The organism is Spartinivicinus poritis, from assembly GCF_028858535.1.
Taxonomy (GTDB): domain Bacteria; phylum Pseudomonadota; class Gammaproteobacteria; order Pseudomonadales; family Zooshikellaceae; genus Spartinivicinus; species Spartinivicinus poritis.
The window spans coordinates 25,361-43,271 of sequence record NZ_JAPMOU010000019.1 but is presented as its reverse complement, the minus strand read 5'-3'; the positions used below and the strand labels follow the sequence as shown (position 1 = coordinate 43,271).

General features: G+C 42.8%; 10 protein-coding genes. 2 read left to right on the top strand and 8 right to left on the bottom strand.

Annotated features, from left to right (window positions below):
- Window positions 1-122: 122 nt before the first annotated feature.
- Window positions 123-2,855 carry a retention module-containing protein gene (locus ORQ98_RS15245; RefSeq protein WP_274689666.1) on the bottom strand — a complete coding sequence of 911 codons (2,733 nt, stop codon included), beginning with the start codon at window positions 2,853-2,855 and terminating at the stop codon, window positions 123-125.
- Window positions 2,856-3,087: 232 nt separating this feature from the next.
- A complete protein-coding gene (locus ORQ98_RS15240) occupies window positions 3,088-4,233 on the bottom strand; it encodes a FecR family protein (protein ID WP_274689665.1) in 1,146 nt (381 codons plus the stop codon).
- Between the two features lie 338 nt (window positions 4,234-4,571).
- Here ORQ98_RS15240 and ORQ98_RS15235 point away from each other — a divergent pair, with 338 nt between their 5' ends.
- On the top strand, window positions 4,572-4,838 hold the full coding sequence (locus tag ORQ98_RS15235) for a DUF4404 family protein (protein ID WP_274689664.1): 267 nt from the start codon (window positions 4,572-4,574) through the stop codon (window positions 4,836-4,838).
- A gap of 102 nt (window positions 4,839-4,940) precedes the next feature.
- The gene (locus ORQ98_RS15230; RefSeq protein WP_274689663.1) at window positions 4,941-5,777 is read left to right on the top strand and encodes a hypothetical protein; all 837 of its coding nucleotides are present in this window, start codon (window positions 4,941-4,943) and stop codon (window positions 5,775-5,777) included.
- 104 nt (window positions 5,778-5,881) lie between these two features.
- On the opposite strand, the gene ORQ98_RS15225 is transcribed toward ORQ98_RS15230, so the two are convergent.
- From ORQ98_RS15225 to ORQ98_RS15200, 6 genes are all read right to left on the bottom strand, one after another.
- The gene (locus tag ORQ98_RS15225) at window positions 5,882-6,055 is read right to left on the bottom strand and encodes a hypothetical protein (protein WP_274689662.1); all 174 of its coding nucleotides are present in this window, start codon (window positions 6,053-6,055) and stop codon (window positions 5,882-5,884) included.
- A gap of 631 nt (window positions 6,056-6,686) precedes the next feature.
- Window positions 6,687-7,148, bottom strand: a complete 462-nt coding sequence (locus tag ORQ98_RS15220; protein ID WP_274689661.1) for a chemotaxis protein CheW — start codon at window positions 7,146-7,148, stop codon at window positions 6,687-6,689.
- A gap of 50 nt (window positions 7,149-7,198) precedes the next feature.
- Complete coding sequence (locus ORQ98_RS15215; RefSeq protein ID WP_274689660.1) at window positions 7,199-8,272, bottom strand: chemotaxis protein CheB; 1,074 nt, start codon at window positions 8,270-8,272, stop codon at window positions 7,199-7,201.
- Window positions 8,265-14,846 carry an Hpt domain-containing protein gene (locus ORQ98_RS15210; protein WP_274689659.1) on the bottom strand — a complete coding sequence of 2,194 codons (6,582 nt, stop codon included), beginning with the start codon at window positions 14,844-14,846 and terminating at the stop codon, window positions 8,265-8,267. The genes ORQ98_RS15215 and ORQ98_RS15210 overlap by 8 nt, the downstream gene beginning before the upstream one ends.
- Before the next feature lie 15 nt (window positions 14,847-14,861).
- Window positions 14,862-15,731, bottom strand: a complete 870-nt coding sequence (locus tag ORQ98_RS15205; RefSeq protein ID WP_274689658.1) for a CheR family methyltransferase — start codon at window positions 15,729-15,731, stop codon at window positions 14,862-14,864.
- Window positions 15,732-15,789: 58 nt separating this feature from the next.
- The gene (locus tag ORQ98_RS15200) at window positions 15,790-17,826 is read right to left on the bottom strand and encodes a methyl-accepting chemotaxis protein (RefSeq protein WP_342455205.1); all 2,037 of its coding nucleotides are present in this window, start codon (window positions 17,824-17,826) and stop codon (window positions 15,790-15,792) included.
- Window positions 17,827-17,911: the final 85 nt, after the last annotated feature.

Sequence of the window (17,911 nt, the reverse complement as noted above, 5' to 3'; positions counted from 1 at the left end):
ATACCGCAAATTTTTTTGACGCAACAAGAAGAAATAAATTATTTTTAAAGAGAAAGGAAATAAGCTCCATTTTTTTGGTTATGGAGCTTATAAAAAAAGAAAAAGATAAAAAGACTAAATAATTAATCCACTATCAGATGTCCGTCATCCAATAAACCGTTAATTATTTCAGACGAATCTGTAGTGCCATAATGACTGGACAGGTCGAAGCTTTCCAAAACAATTTGTTGAGTGACTTCACCATTGCCTTCGGGGCTTATATTGATAGTGGTTGAACCATTATCAAAATTAAACGCTAAATACTGTTCTAAGCTATTAACATCTTCATCAATGAGTAAGTCAGCTAAATTAAGTGAATCTCCCTGCTGGGCATTAAAGTCTTTAATAATGTCAACTGCGGGTAACTCATCTGTTCCTTGATCTTGTTCATTCCAAATAAATTGATCACCTCCACTAGCTCCGGTTAATTGATCATTACCTGCCCCACCAGCCATTAAATCGATGGTGTCCCCTCCTAACAGAGTATCGTCAGTGGCTCCCCCAGTTAAATTGCCTGTTAAAGTGATATTTAAATTGGCTTGTGCAGCAAGTTCACCATCAGATAATTGATAACTAAAATCTTCAGACAATTCTCCTGAATGTAATACTTTCACTTCAGCATCAGTTAAAGCACGGTTATAAACCAGCCCATCATCTACTAAACCTTTAAAATAATTTGGGCTATTATCAACCCTTGAAACTCCATCGTTATCTAAAAATACATTTTGGTCGCCGGTACGGCCAATGCTGATATCACCTGGGTGTCGGTAAAGTAAATCACCCTGCACCTGCTGAAAGCTATTTCCATCCAAATAGCCGGTCAATTGCTGATTAGCTGGGTCTAACACAAGAGCAACATGATGCCACTCATTAGTATCTAAATTGGTAATATCCGCTTTGGCATAACTACCTTGCCAGTTAATATTATCGGGCCGGTTATAACCACCTACAATAAGCTCACCGTTTTCGATATAAATCACCAAGCCACGAACATTACCGCCTTCCTCAAATATGACCTGACGACTATCTAAATCAGTGCCATCAACTTTAAACCCAAAGCTGATTGAGCGCCCTGAAAAACCTGCGCCTCCAATGGGTTTATTATGTGAGTAATTATTAATTTCTTTGGAGTTGTTAATATCAATATAATCACCAGCTCCATCCAAACTGAGTGCTTTTCCGCTAATAGCCTCATCAACTAAACTGGCATTGCCTCTTAGCCGTCCTCGATCATTTATTTGATCTGCTGTTGCAATATCATCAAAACGATTACCGCTGACTAGTTCATCAAAAGTCCAATGGGCAACTAACCCCTCAGTTAAATTAATATTGTGCTGTTGATAACTGTAACTGCCATCTTGCTGAATAGTTAAATCACCATACAAACCATTAATAACATTATTACCTGCACCCAATTGAACACCGTTAACCTCAGCAACGGTTAAACTATCCCCGTCAGGATCGCTATCATTAATAAGTACATTTCCAGCTAAACTTGCAGTTGCGCCTAGTTTAACAATGCCTGTGTCGTCTTCTCCAGTAGGTGACTCATTGACATTAGTGATATTGATATTAATTAATTGACTGGTTTGATTACCTAAATTATCAGTTGCTATTACAGTTAGCTCAGCCAAATTAGGATTAGCTTCAAAATCTAATAAATCAGCTGCTGCACCTGCATTAGTAAGTGTAATTACCCCAGTTTCACTATTAATTTCAAATAAATCAGTTGCCGTATCTAACTGATAACTAATAGGGCCATTTATATCAGTTGCTGTCACCTGCCCAACTATATCTCCTGCTGCACTTTGTTCAGCTAGATCAAAATCTATGGCATTAATTACTGGGCCAGTGCTATCAACAGTCACTATTTCTGTTACTTCTGTAGATTGGTTACCGCTATCATCGGTCGCGCTCACTGCTATTGTGTGGCTACCATCTGCCAAAGGCTGAGGTGCTACACTCCAGCTACCGTCAGCTGCAGCTACCGTAGCAAGAGTTTGTCCTGCCACGACTATAGTTATCGCACTACCAGGCTCAGCCGTGCCTGAAATAACAGGCGCATTATTATTGGTTACACCAATTGTATTTAAGCTAACAGCTGGTGGTGTTGTATCTTCTGGAAATTGCTCATCAGGGAATTCTGGAGGTGTCGTTTCATCAGGGAATTCCACTGGAGAAGGAACTGCTGGCACCTCAGTAGGGTTAGGCTCTGAAGGTATCTCAGGCTGAACTGGAAAATCAGGCTCACCTGTAGCGGTTGTCGCAGTATCTATGAGATTAAAGCTAAACAGCTCATCAACTTCTAGTTCTGAGGCAGTATCAACCAGTTCTGACACATCAGCTTCATCAGTAGTAAAACCACTAGCTGCCAGAGTGGTGGAGCCATCTCGTGCTATAGTCGCTATACCACCACTAGAACCATCATTACTTACAGCATCTGGAGAAGTACCTGCTGTAGGGCCAGCTGCAGTAGGCTCTAATACTTGAGTTGGATCTGCACCTGCTAATAAGGCTTGTTGCAATACATCAACATCAGTTGTAGCTGCAACAGCTTCTTCGGCAGCAGTAAAATCAAATACATCTTGATCAAGTACCGTTTGGTCACCTGGCCCCATATCCAGCCACGAGCCATCAGTAAACTCAACAACAATTACGCCGCTATGATTGATAATTTTATCGAAGGGATAAACTGGCTCACCTGAGTGTAACGGTCGGTGCTCTCCATTGGTTGCAATCGCTGTTGCTTGAGAGACTTGTTTTACAAAGCCAATAGACTGAAGTGGGTCAACTGAATCACTCTGATGAGTGGCCATACCGTACCTCCTGACAATATGGAAGAACACTTAGCCCCAGTTGTAACTAAAATACAAACAAGGTCACAATTGTACTTAGGTACTAGTCACATTACTTATTTCATCTGCTTGTTATAAATAAAGGATTAATAGTATTTCTGCTTATAAACTAGACTGAATGCTTCTATATAAATACAAAAAGCCAGCATTTACTGGCTTTTTAACTATTTTTTTGAATGACTTTATAACTTACTTATACATCATACTGTTGGTCATCATTTTCCAGATAATTATTTATAGGCAATGTAGGTGCTTGAGGTACTTCATTACATACAAAATTGAGCGTCACTACCTGACCAGGAAATATAAGGTCAGCACCTTCATTGTCCTCAATGACATCATTTGCGTTTAATGGGTTATTTTCTACAATAGATAGGTTTTCCTTATTCACAGAATATTTTACGACTATTTCGTCACGCTTAAGCCCATCAGTCACTGTTACCAGTAACTTCACGCTTAAGGTATTAGTAGCAAATCCCTGAGCAGGCATAAACTGCCAAGCATTTTCTTCAGCTTTATAAAAAATACTGCCCAACTCATTACACCCTATGTCAACATCTTCGACAAAGACATTTTTTAAGTTGCCTTTATATAAATCAACTAACTCTTTCTCAGCAATTAGTTTACTTTTGGACTTCCCAAGTTCATCGTATATTTTGAAGCGCTCTCTTATGTCCGATATACCTTCTTTTACTTGCTTTGTAGTTTCTCTAATAGATGGATTCAGTGTTGTATCTGTCGCTTTAACAATTTCAGTTAATACAGGATACTCAACAGACATTTCAGATTGAGTATTATTCAACTGATTAATACTATTAAATAAAACCAAGTCCTCAGTTAAAATATCATCCGTAAATAAGAGGTGCTGTTTTTTATCTAATAATACTTCTTGTTCAAGGCTTGATTTTGTTAGCTCTGTTTCAACTGTAACCTCAGCAAAATCCCTTTCAACTGTCGCGTGAAAAGTAGCACCCTGACTTATCGAATGACTTTCAACTGCATCAGCACTTACTAGTTTTCTTTGAGCATCTTGTAACGTCTCAACACTGGTACTTGACTCGTTTAATTGCTGTTCGATGTTTCCATCAGAAAAAACCTCTTTAGTTAAAACGAGACGATCATTACCACCCAGACTAACCTGACTACCATCAACAAACTCAAGGACAGTTTCAGCACCCTGACTTAAAATTTTATCATTACGAAAAAGCAAGTCACCTGTAACAGCAAGACGCTCTAAACCTGTTTCAGAAATTATGACTACTTTGCCAGTAACTGACTTAACCTTGCCAATAGCAGCCTGAGTGTGAGGTGAGAGAGAGTCTGAAACTTGGTTTGTCATTGCCGCCTCTATATTAACTGTTCAGTCAAAAAAGGCGCAAATTTAAGGAAACTAGCTCTAGCTCACAATTGTACCCTGGTACTAATCACGAAAACACTTATTGCAAAAACTTTAATAATTTTTTGCAATACATATAACCCCAAATATAACATTAAGCTATCAGTATGGTAAAAAATGGAATGTGCCAACAACTCAGCCAATACTTAAATAAAGAGCACCTCTAATAATTGTTGAAATTATTGCTCTAGGTTAATGATATATTGCAAATTTTCAGTTTAAATAGAAACGTAAAAGAGAGTTTATAAATACGACAAGTAGTCACTAACTGAGGGTTTATAATGGCACCAAAACGTCTTCAGCCACATGTTGATAACATCCAAAATATTATTCAGGCAATGGATGCTGCCGATGAATGTACGACAGCAGAGCTCAAGGCTATTGCAGAAGAGCTTAACCTAGCTATAGCCAACCCTAAGCAAGGGACTCCTGTTGAAACAATCATTGATCAGCTAGAACAAGAATTAATCAAATTTTCAGATAAGCATCCTGCTTTGGCAGAAGCTATACAACAGCTATTAGATGGTTTAAAAAATATAGGTGTCTAAAAATATAACACTTTTATGACTTTACAACGCTTGTCGTATCACCTATATCCATAAAGGTTGATCAAGGAACCGATTGCTGAATAACTAGATGGACCGCTAACAATGTCGCAAGCGCTGATTGCACAAGCACTCAAATCACCTATTGGTGATAAAGCGGTGCTGCAGGCATACCAGGAAAGCCCCTACCTGGAAGTGCTCAATAAGCTGTTACAAGAAATAGTACAACAGATTAACCAAGAGCTACCTAAAATAGCAGATATCACAACCAACTTATTTGGCGACATTATTAATCATCTAGATCCTCTCAATTTCAATAGAAAAGTAATCGCTCAAATTTCTGGTCCTATTTGTATTCCACAGCAGTGCACGCATATTTTAGGGGTAACGGTTAAAGTTCCCTCTGTACCAATATGTACCACAGGCACCTTAAGTACAGGCTTTCATGAACTAAAAGGGCTATCGACACTACGTATAAATGATCTGCATATATACGACGTAAGCACACCCACTAATGAAGATATAGAAGCTAATGGCTGCCTAGATTTTTACTTAGATAGTCTGGTTGCAATGGGCTATGCCAAAACAACTGGAGGGCCCAAACAACTCGCCAAACCCACCTCAGCTTCAACCGTTGCTGTCATTAACGGACTATCACCTAAAGCCAATGTTGTCCTCACCATGAGTACCAAACAAATGCGTCTAACAGACTTGGTAATCAGTGAGTTTCGTATGCCCTACCAACAGCTCACAATTAACCTTAATGGGATAGGACCATTTAACCAACTGGCATCCACCGTAAAAGAAGAGCTAAAAGCCGCTATTGCCCCACTATTTACCCAACATGGTATTATAGCTAAAGCTGTCGTACATGCAGTACAGACAAAAATTGATAAGTTAATAGAAAAGCAGGATACAATGGCAAATTACGAAGAGAACTAGTTTCATTGAGTTTTAATCAAATCTGAAAGCCTATACAACGGGCTAATGCGATCATGTATGGTTTCAGCAATATCTTTTTTTGAAAGTCAGAAATACTTTCCAATTTATCTAATCTCAATAAGTGCAAGCAGTTTTTTGGCTATAAGCTCTCTTAAATTACTATTAATTAACACTGGCAGAAATTGAACCCCCTTTTTCTTAAGAAGGCCATTTAAAATTTCAAGCCCTTGTTCGAGTGGATAAATTTTATTCTGGTGATCCTTAACAGAAAACATCATATATATCTTTTTAGTTTTCTTTGTTGAGTCTCCCACCAGTATTATATTTGTTGAACTGACTACATCCTGATCAATATAACTAAAAGTATCATGTTTAGGGTTTTTTTTATGCCTGGAGAAAAGTAAATGATACTTAAATTTACGTTATTTGGTTGCTTAAAAAGTCAAGGGTTTATTTAGATGCTACTCATCTGAAGTATCATGAACGACTAGATAAGCTGTTTTTTGTATTGGCATTAGCATTTGGCAGAATATATATTTAAGCCTACCAAGCTAAAAAAGCATGATCGGAAGTCCCAAAGCCTATTCCGACACTGGTTATTAGTTAAAGGAATAGCTAAAATACAACAGTTTCTGTACTGTTTAGAAATTTTGTCCTGTGCATAGATCTTACACATAAAAAAACCAACCAGCCAACTTACGAACCCGCTTGTTAGCTAACTGGTTGGGGTTATATGTAATAAATAAGCATGAGGCTAATATTCTTATCTTTGTTATGCTACAAGATAAGAGGCTCACTCATTATAAATAGCAAACTGCTTTTTGCTGCTCAACTATCTTTACATTGCTTACAATAGTAAGACGACCAAATCACTTTTAGCGCCCCACTAAAATTACCCTTTTATTTTAACTAGGCCAGACCAAAATCCAGGATCATTTTTTCTAATTTATCTAAATTGGGAATTATTGCGGGTTCGCCTGCTGCTTGTACGGCGAGCATTTCTACTTCACCGACTTTTTCGTCTTGTTTTACTATTTCACTTTCGGTGAGCTTTACTGAGTGAGGGATACCTTGGACAATAATCGCGTAAAAAGATAATTCCCGCTGGCCAGTTATGCCGTTAACAATTGCAACCCGGGCATTTGCTGTATCACCGCGATATTCTTCGCCATTGGCGATTTCAAATGACACGACTGGAATTGTTTGTTCACGCCAGGTGAGTTGTCCTAAATGCCAGTCTGGGGTGTCGCCTGATGCATTGGGTTTTTCAAAATTAATTAATTCTGCAATGGTAACGTTGGGCACCAATAACATTTTATCTTGTATTGGTACCAGTAAAGCGGATAGTTGGCTGTCTTGTTCGGTTGCCATAATTAACTACCTATATTCTTCGCGAATAAATTTTTTCGCTTTGACTAAAATTAACTGGTTTTAATTCGCTGCGGAGGATTATTTTTTACCTCATCAGCTATATGCTGTACGAGCTGTTCTGCCAACCCTACCGGGTCAGCACTAAACTGATTAAGGCCTGCATCAATAATGGCATCTGGCATTGAGCTGCTGGCGCAGCTTTCTGGTGCCTGAGTCCAGATAGGGGCTGCCACTTCCTTAAAATTGGCTGCTGCTTTTACACCATCCTGACCCATGCCACTGAAAATAATGGCACCTGTGTGTTTACCAAAGCGCTGCAATGTATTGTTCATTACCTGATCAATACAGGGGTTGTAAGGTCCATCCCATTCTCTTGGCTCTCTAATGACTTCTGCTTGTTCGCCAAACGTAATTACATTATCAATTGGAACAACCAATACCTCCCCATGAGCAAGCCGATGCCCATCTTTGGCTAACACCACCTGAAACTCACTGTGCCGCCCAACTGACTTACCCAGCACTTCTTCAAAGCTGGAGTCAATATGCTGGGCATAAACAAAGGCAATAGGTAGTTTACCTGGCAAGCAATCTAGAAAGTGTTTAACAGCACTTGGCCCCCCTAATGATGCACCCAGGACCCATACTCGCTCAGGTACTTCTGGAGGCTCTGCAGCTAAGCTAGCCAATATGCTGGGTAACGGTACTGCTTCTTTAGGGGTATCGAATGCAATGGGGGTTGTGGCCTCTTCTGTTTGAGGTAGTTGCGCTGGTGGCAGTGGCACTACGTTGGATAGCTTATTGAGTAGCCTGCGCTCCCAACGTGGATAGTTTTCAGAGGTTCTTGGCGGCGCTTCTTCACCATCACCAAACAATACAGGAACATCACTATATTCAAGAATAAGGTCGATAAAGTCAGACCAATCTGACTCATCAGACACTAAATCCACATACCAAGCGGCAACTGCTGACTTTAAGGTATCAATATCAACACGGTCAGGCGCAAGGTTAAAAGTTACTTGATAGCCTTGTGCCTGAATAAGTGCTTGAATAAGATGGCGCTGTAAAGAGGTATCAGCAATAACACCCACCTTACCGTGGTGTACATTGCTTACCGCTCTAACCATTCACTTTTACCATTTTCTCTATGGTTTCTAACAAAGGCCCTTCTTGGAATGGTTTACCTAAGTACTCATTAACTCCTATAGACATTGCCCGCTCACGGTGCTTTTCACCTGTACGCGAGGTAATCATAATGATCGGCAGATTTTTCAAACGTCGGTCATTTCTAACGGTACTGGCAACCTCAAAACCATCCATCCGAGGCATTTCAATATCCAACAGCATGACATCTGGTTTTCTGTCTTGCAGCTGGGCAATAGCTTCCACACCATCTTTAGCTGTCATGACCTCATAGCCATTACGTTCCAGAAGCCGAGAGGTTACTTTACGTACCGTAACTGAGTCGTCCACTACCATAACCGTTGGTATTTTGGCCTCTTCAACTTCTTCAACAACCTCTTCTACTGGCGCTTCAATTGTGACGCCTACAGGGGCTAATGCATGGTGTGCATAATCAGTACGGATGAGGGCAACCAGATCAAGGATGATTACCACCCGACCATCACCCAAAATAGTGGCACCAGATACACCATTCACCATCGCAAATTGAGCACCTAAGGTTTTTACCACAATCTCACGGCTACCCGCCAAACTATCTACCTGAAGGGCTACCGTATGTTCCGCACCACGGGTCAAAATAACAGGTAATGGTGCCATCACTCCTTGTAAGTTAGGCTTACCACGCTTATGCAGGATGTCTCCTAAATACCTAAGCTTGTAGTCTTGCCCGGCATATTCAAAATCAGGGGCATCTTCTTCGTAATAGGCTTCCAACTCATAAGGACTAACCCGAACCACACCTTCAATGCTGTTTAGTGGAATGGCATAAAGGTCATCACCGATGTAAACCATCAAGGCCCGGTTAACTGATACGGTGAATGGCAGCCGAACCACAAAAGTAGTGCCTTGGCCTGGCTGCGACTGGATGACAACGTTACCACCCAGCTGCTTGATTTCACTATGGACTACGTCCATCCCCACACCACGGCCGGATATTTGGGTAACCTCTTTAGCCGTACTAAATCCAGCTTCAAGAATAAACTGCATGATTTCACTATCAGACAGGTCAGCATCTGAATCCATCAAGCCCCGTTCAATAGCCTTGGCTCGCACCGCCTCAATGTTTACCCCATTTCCATCATCGGCCAACTCAAGCATCACGTTACCACCTTCTCGGGAAAGGCTTAGCGTGATATGGCCAACCGGCTCTTTACCAGCATTGGCACGAGCTTCTTCAGATTCAATACCATGGTCAACCGCATTACGAAGCATGTGTTCTAGAGGAGCAACCATCCGCTCCAACACAGTACGGTCCATTTCCCCTTCAGCATTAAGCACGTTGAACTCAACTCGTTTACCCAGTTCAGTAGAGACTTGACGAACAATTCGACGTAACCTGGGCAACAGCCTACTGAAAGGCACCATCCGGGTTTGCATCAACCCTTCTTGTAGCTCAGTGTTTACTCGGGCCTGCTGTAGCAATAAAGTTTCTGCATCCCGGTTTTTATCAGTTAATGCGTCCTTTAAGTCCATCAAGTCAGAGGCAGACTCGAACAGTGAGCGAGATAGCTGGGTCAGCTCTGAATATTGGTCCATTTCCAACGGGTCGAAGTCCAGCATATGAATGCCAGAGTCAGCTTCATGTTTGGAAATAATCTGGGCCTGCGTCTCCATATCCAGCCGGCGCAGCTGCTCCCGTACCCGCTCGATAGTGGTATGCATCTCTTCCAGGGTAAAGCTGATATCACTGATCTGCTGCTCTACCCGACCCCGGGTGATACTGGTTTCCCCTGCTAGGTTAACCAGGCTTTCCAATAAATCTGCTGGCACTTTCACCATTTCCTGTGGTGCACGTCGGCTAGTCTGCAGCATTTGCTGTGCTTTAGAAATAGGGCTTACCTTGGCAGGCATTCCATTAGCCAGTTGCCGACCTTCAGCAGGTTTAGGCGGTGTAAATGGAATAATGTCAGCCGATGCTTCTTCTCTTAGTAGCTCACCTTCCTCCTCGGTAACCTCAAAGGCAGGATGTTCAGCTTCTTCACTGACCGTTGCAACCATAGGCTGCTCACCTTTCATATAGGCTTTTACTGCATCCACATGAACGAGCAGGATATCCTGGCGGGACATTACCTCTTTGAAAAATTCAGGCTCAACATTTGGTAGTTTATTTTGCGCCTCAGTAATAAACAGCTCAAAGTCGTGAGTGTAATTACCTAACTTGCTCAACCCAGCCAGCCTGGCACCACCTTTCAAGGTATGTAAGTGACGTAGCAGTTCATCAGCATATTGTGCGGCTGCAGGCTCTTTACTCCAGTTGTCAGCTGTGTGCTCGATGCTTTCGACAATTTCGCTGGCCTCATCCAGAAAGATCTCCAATACATCTTCATCAGCCAGGCTTAAGTCATCCAAATCAACTGCTACTGTAGGCACTTCTTGTGGTGTAACAGGTTTTACCTGTTCAGTTGCAGCCACTTTTTTCTCTGGTTGTTTTGGTTGAGCGAACTCTTTTAAGTCTGGTACACCCGCTTCTGGATTAGTACGGAAAGCATGTAAGCAAGCAATCAAATCATCCGCTGGGCGACAGAAATTAGTGTTTCTCAACTCATCAAGCATATCTGCTAGACGGTCATGACACTCAAGCAGTAAATCAAATAATGGTTGAGCCGTTTTCAGGCGACCATCACTAAGTCCTTCGTATAGAAACTCCAGCTCATGACTAAGATCCCCTATTTCAGAGATCTCTGCCATCCTGGCACCACCTTTAAGTGTATGAAGATCGCGCTGCAGCTCTTCTACTTCAAACATGCTGCTTGGATCTTCAATCCACTTATGCAGAGAAGTAGCAGTGCTTTCCATAATGTCATTAGCTTCTTCTAAGAAGATTTCGACTAACTCAGGATCACGGGTTAGTTCAGCCTTAGCAATTTCTTCTTCGGTAGGCTCAGCGGCTTCTTCAGCACTCGGTTGCTCTTCCTCTGGCTCATCAATAACTATTTCTTCTTCAATCGCCAGATCTGCAAGGTTGGCATCCTCTGGAATCAAGTCTTCATTTGAAGGTTCATCAAGTCCCGCATACTCTGCCTCTAAGCCTTCTTCTGCTGCAGTAAGCTTGGCTTCCAGATCAAAGTCGATTCCAGTATCGACTTCAAGGGTTGGCATTTCTCCCAGTTCAATGGTTTCTTCTTCCATGTCGCTAATAGAAGCAGGAGCAGCTGTCTCCAGTAACTGAGTCAGTTGCTGTACTTGCTCTTTCGCAGGTTCAACTGACTGAACAGCAGCAATGTTATCCATCATACCTATCAGCTGTTCGTGCGCATCTTTTACCACTTGGAAGAACTGCTCACTCAAGGATATCCGCCCCTCAAGAACGGCTATATAAGTATCTCTTAGTGCCTCACAAAGTTCTGCCAAGGCATACAGCTCAGCTTCTTCAGCGCCTTCTATTAATGATGCCAATTCACTAATCAGCTCATTCAGCTCATCACCAGGTACAGGTTTTTGACTCCATTGATGCAAGATCTCACCTGCATCTAACAGCAGCTCCATTCCTTCTGCTAAAAAGTTAAAGCCTGAGGTTTCTCGAGGCTCTCCAAGAAGCTCTCCCTCAACAACTTTCGTTATCTTGTCTTGCTGCAACTGAGCAACCCTATTTAAAAAGGTTTCTAGCTGCGGTTGGCTAAACGGAGCAGTTTTACCCGCTTGCGGCACACTGGCTTCAAATAAGCTGTTAGCCTCATCGAGTAAGTTAACCACCTCTTCATCAGCCTTGATCATATGGTTTCGCAAGTCAATCACCAGGGTTTCCAGCGGCCCGGCAAGTAACGCGATTGGCTCAACACCAGCCATATGAGCACTGCCTTTTAAGGTGTGCAGTGCACGAGGTAGTTCATCAGATATTGGTTGGGGTTCATTATAGGCACGACAGTGATCAATAAACTGACCAACTGTTTTGATATGGGACTCTGCTTCATTCTGGAAAATTTCCAGTAGGATTGGGTCAACTTCTTCCGTTTCTTCCAATTCCTCCGCTGAAGGACGACCAGTTTCCTCTGAGGGGGCGGCTGCCTCCTCAGCTTCAGCGGCTTGAGACTCCTTTTGCGAGGGAACTCCTTCAGCTTCCCCAATATGAGCTGGTGCTTCGTAAGGTAATCCTTTTGAATAAGCCTCAGCTTCAGCCATCAAAGACTCAACTACAGGCGTCAATTTCTGTCGTCGGTGCTCAAAGTCATCCACCAAGCTTGGTAAGGTGAGCCTGACTCTCTCTATGATGCTATACAGAGCGTCAGACGTTTCGATAGTGCCATCAATCACTCGGTTCAGCATGTTTTCCACTGACCAAGCTAGCTCACCCACTACTGTCGCTCCTACAAGTCGGCCACTGCCTTTTAGGGTGTGGAATGAGCGACGAACCTCAGTCAATGCATTATTATCACCAGGATTGGCTTGCCACTGAGGGAAATACTCGGTGATGGTTTCTTGCACTTCACCTGCTTCTTCAATGAAGATTTCGATGACTTCATCATCAATTAAGTCATCTTCTTCCTCTACTTCAGCAACAGGCTCTTCAACAGCTGGGGCTGCAGCTTGTTCAGCAGGCGCTTCCTCAACAGGCTGCTCTTCAGCTACTGGCTCTGCTTCTAGTGCCTCATCTTCTAATGTGAACTCTACTTCTTCAGCAGTTTCAACTTCTTCGGGTAACTCTGGTAACTCTTCTGCTGTTATCTCTTCTCCAGTTTCCAGCTCAGATGGTTGTTCTTCTTTTGCTACCGGCTTGCCTGGCTCCATCTCATCACTGATGAGACCTTCAACGTCAAACTCTTCCCCTTCTTCTACTTCTGGCTCTCTTGCAATTTCTACGGGTGCCAACGGTTCTTCACCACGCAGCTCTGCCTTACTAAAGCCGAGATGCATCAAACTCTCTTCTGCAACATCTAAAATCAGTTCATTTTGTGCAACATTATCTTCGGTTAACCGCTCTAGATAATATTCAACACTGGTAATGGCATCTGCCAAGGTATCCAGTGCCTGCCATTGAGGAATCGCTTTTTTAACTAACAAGTCGAGCTGCACATAACGCTGACAGGCAGCAATTAAAATAGAAGCTCGTTCTAGTGGAATCATGGCTAAACCGCCACGTACCTCATCAAGTAGCAGGGGTACGTCTTTTAGTTTTTCATGATCCCATTGCGAGGCAATAAACTCGATAATGGCGTCTTTACCTTGCTCTAAGCCATTACGTGCTTCACGAATAACTGCGCCGTGAACTTCAGTAATTTTAGAGGCTGGAATTAATGCCTCTTTTCCTTCTTCGCCTTCTTTAGCTAAAGGCTCTTGCAGCATGCCAGATAAGGTAGCTTCCACATATAACAAAGCACCAGCCACATCCATCAGGGTATTGTCTTCCAGAGGACGCTCATTATTAGCCAGCGCTTCAATAATTTCGGTTTGTTCAACCAATACCTTACGGGGAATACCTAACCCAAGCACACCTACTGTGTCAGATATTCTTTTTAAAGTAGGTAGCTGTTTTTTTAAGTGCTCTGCTTCTTTATTAGCATCGCGAACAAATAGGTCGAGGGCTTCTTTCACCTCAACCAATTCTTCAATTAATACTTCAACAACTGAGCCAACTGCTTCTTTATCCGGCCCTGCTAATGCATCACGCTCGGCAATAATGGTTTGCTCACTGGGTAATGCATCGTCGAGATTAAATTTATCTTTTATTTCTCTAATACGTTGTGTTTCGTTATCAGACTTAGCAACGTAATAAAGTAAATTCTTTATTAAATCATCAGGTGCAGGCTCATTTAACGCTTCAGGCCCTTCATCTACAACACGTTTTATTTCATGCTCTACCTGTCGTAGTAATGAGCGTACTGAACTGCCATTATGAATAGAGCCATTAGCAATGCCTTCAATAACCCCTTTGGCAATCCACCATAACTGCCCTAAAGGTGTTTTTAAAAAAAGCTGCTCTAAACGGCCAAAAACCTTCACCATGTAATTGAGGTTTTCAGCCATATGCTGATCACGTAATACCCCAATTAAGGCAAACTGATACATTTGCCGTAATTTTTTCAGCAATGTATCAAAGCTCTCGCCTTTTAATTTTTGAACAGCAGCTGGTTTTAATTTGGGGTATTTATGCTCTAGGGTCGGAGAAAATAGCGAGGTTTCCGATAGAAGTTTTTCACCCCGAGCTGCTCGTATGTCATTTAAAATAGGTAACAAAATAACAGGCAGGTCTCGCCGACCACTTTGTACCCGGTCTAAATACATTGGCAGTTGTAAGATTGACTGCATTAATACTTCCTGCGCTTCAGTGATACTCCGCGCAGTATTATTTAAGAGTGCTTGTGCCAATGCTTCCATTTCTTCGGCAAGTAATGCAGCCCCATAGAACTCCACCATCTGCAAAGTACCATGCACATGGTGAATATGGTTGAGGCAAAACCTCATCCGGGTTAAATCTTGTGGATTTTCTACAAACGCCTCCAAAGCTTGTCTGGCGCGTTTGAGCTCCTCATCTATTTCCGGTTTAACCCAGTCCAGGGCTACATAGTCGTGGCGATCGCCCATAACTACTCCACCAAACTATTTGCTGCTTGCCTTGCTACGATAAAAAGCAAGCGCGCTGTCACTGTGAGTACGTTGAAGATCAGCGTGAACCCAATCAACCACCTCTCCCAGACCTAATACCATTAAGCCACCAGGGGCTAAACGCTCAACCAACCGATTTAAAATGGTTTTTCGTCGCCAACGGCGGAAGTAAATTAATAAGTTCTGACAGAAAATTATATCCATCCCGTGCATAGGTGCTTTATCCAGCTCTAATACATTTACTCTGGCAAAGCAAACCCGCTCTTTCAACCGAGGAACCACTTCATAATGCTGCTGACTTTTCTGCTCAAAATAGGTTGTCAACAATTGGTCATCCAGGGTTTCTAATTTGCGGTGATGGTAAATACCTTGTCGGGCTTTGGCTAAGGCAGGTACACTAATGTCAGTTGCAGTCACGCCAAAGTAGTAGCCCTTGCCAATTTTGCTCAAGCACTGATCTGCTAGCATGGCAAGTGAATAGGCTTCCTCTCCTGTTGAGCAACCGACACTCCAGATTTCAACCGATTTTTTTTCTTGGTTTTCACGCTGAAGTAAGAAGTCTTTAACAACATCAAATGAAGGCTCATGACGAAAAAAGCGCGTCTCTTGGACCGTTAACCGATCAACCAGCGTAGCCCACTCCTGTGCAGCAGAAGGGCCTGTGGACACTTCTTCGTAATACGCTTGGTAACTGCTAAAACCAAGCTCCCGCATACGAATGCCGACACTGGTTTGCAAGAAACTTTTGCGCTGTTCGGTAATAGTCATACCAGTACGTTCTTCGAGCAGTGACTTCCACTGCTCAAACTGTGCCTGATCCATGTCAGGCAGGGCTTGTAATGACCACTCATTTGTCACCGTCATGGTGTCACAACCTAATAAGCACCTCGTTGGTTATTGTCAATGACCTCCTATTACCTAATTAATTCAATGCTTCTGATTCTGGCAATTTGAAGCCCGCTACCGATTTACGCATTTCTGTCGCCAACTCTGCCAGGTTACCGATAGAGTTAGCAGTAGCATTTGTACCAGCAGAAGTTTGAGAGGTAATTTCTTGGATTACATTCATCGTATTCGAAATATGCCCCGCAGATGAAGCCTGCTGGCGTGCGGCATTCGAAATGTTTTGAATTAAATCTGCTAAGTGTTTGGAAACCTTCTCAATTTCCTCTAGAGAGACACCCGCATCTTGAGCTAGTCGAGCACCTTTAACTACCTCAGCTGTCGTTTGTTCCATCGAAATTACTGCTTCGTTGGTATCAGTCTGAATGGTTTTTACCAGTGCTTCAATCTGCTTGGTTGCAGCTGATGAACGTTCCGCCAGCCGCTGTACCTCATCCGCTACCACCGCGAAACCACGACCTGCGTCGCCTGCCATCGATGCCTGAATCGCCGCGTTCAATGCCAAAATGTTGGTTTGGTCGGCGATGTCATTAATCAGCGATACGATGTCTCCGATTTCCTGAGAAGATTCACCCAAACGCTTAATCCGTTTTGAAGTGTCCTGTATCTGCTCACGAATCGTATCCATCCCTGCGATGGTATTTTGTACAACTTCATTACCTTTGTTCGCAATTCCCACCGAACGTTCCGCTACCGCTGCAGACTCAGCTGCGTTGGCAGATACCTGGTCGATAGAAACCGCCATTTGGTTAACCGCTGCGGACGCCCCTGCAATTTCCTGGGCTTGGTGCTCAGATGCTTCTGCTAAGTGCATTGCTGTTGCCTGTGTTTCTTGAGCAGCAGACGACACCTGTACCGCAGTTTCGTTAATAGTAGTTACCAACTGTCGTAATTGGTCGATAGAGAAGTTAATAGAGTCTGCTATCGCACCAGTGAAATCCTCGGTTACCGTTGCAGATACAGTTAAGTCACCATCCGCCAAGTCGGCTAATTCATCCAACAGTCGTAAAATCGCATTCTGGTTTGCTTCGTTGGCTTCTGCTGTTTCTCTCAGGCGGTTACGAGAGTCGACTACCAATACAAAACCAATACCAATTACCGCAATCAGACCAACTAAACCAAAAATCAAACCAAAGTAAGTTTTTAGTGGTCTTTCCTGTGCCAAGTTTTCAATACTATCAGCAAGACCAGTGGTGTCTTTCAGCAGTTGTTGGGTATCGGTAAATATTTGGTCAGATGCTTCACGTACCTGGAATAACTCAGGAGAAGTTTCCAGAATCTCATCCACACTACCACTTACGAACTCGAATAAGTCACTAATCTCATTTAACCTGTCAACCGCCTCATCATCAGCGACTTTGGTAATATTCAATGATTCGTCACCATTGATCATGCCATTCAATACACGACCAAATAAACTAGCATCCCGACCAAAACTGTCAGCCGCCATTACTGATTCTTCAGTACCTTCCAATACTTTGTTAACACTACCTACGATACGTTCTGCCAACCATGATTGACGTTGTGCAACCGCCACCTGATCAGCTGGTGCATTATTGTCGAGCAGAATTTCTACTACTTCATCATACTCAATTTGTAGCTGGGGAATGGTTTCAGACAAAGTAGCCGCTACGTCGTGTAAAGAAAGAACGGTATCTTCTGTTTGTAAGATACTATCGGCATTACTTTTTACTTTTTCCCAAGTAGTTTTCAAGCTAGTCATTTGAGTATTTACAGTGTCAGACCCCTGATCAGCAATTGGGGGTAAGTGGGCCTCACCATTTTCCAAAATATCCATCCGGGTTTGGAAATTGTTACGTGCCTGGTTAAGCAATAAAAATGCTTCTTCTGTACCACTGGCTGCCTCAGTCGCGTTTTTTGCTATCTGCTGAGATAATACTTTCAACTCCCCGGCATGACCGATATATTCCTTATCTTGCGTAGCTTTAACGTTAACGTCGTACAAAATAAACGCTGCCGCAACCACCGCAATAATAACCACTACGATTAAAACAGCCACAAGCACAAAGGCTTGGTTCTTAGCTTTACCCTTCATGTTTTAATGGCCCCCGCATGGCCTACAACATTTATGTTTGTTATCGCAATCACCATCACAAGCAGACTCTTAGCCTGCTTCCCTG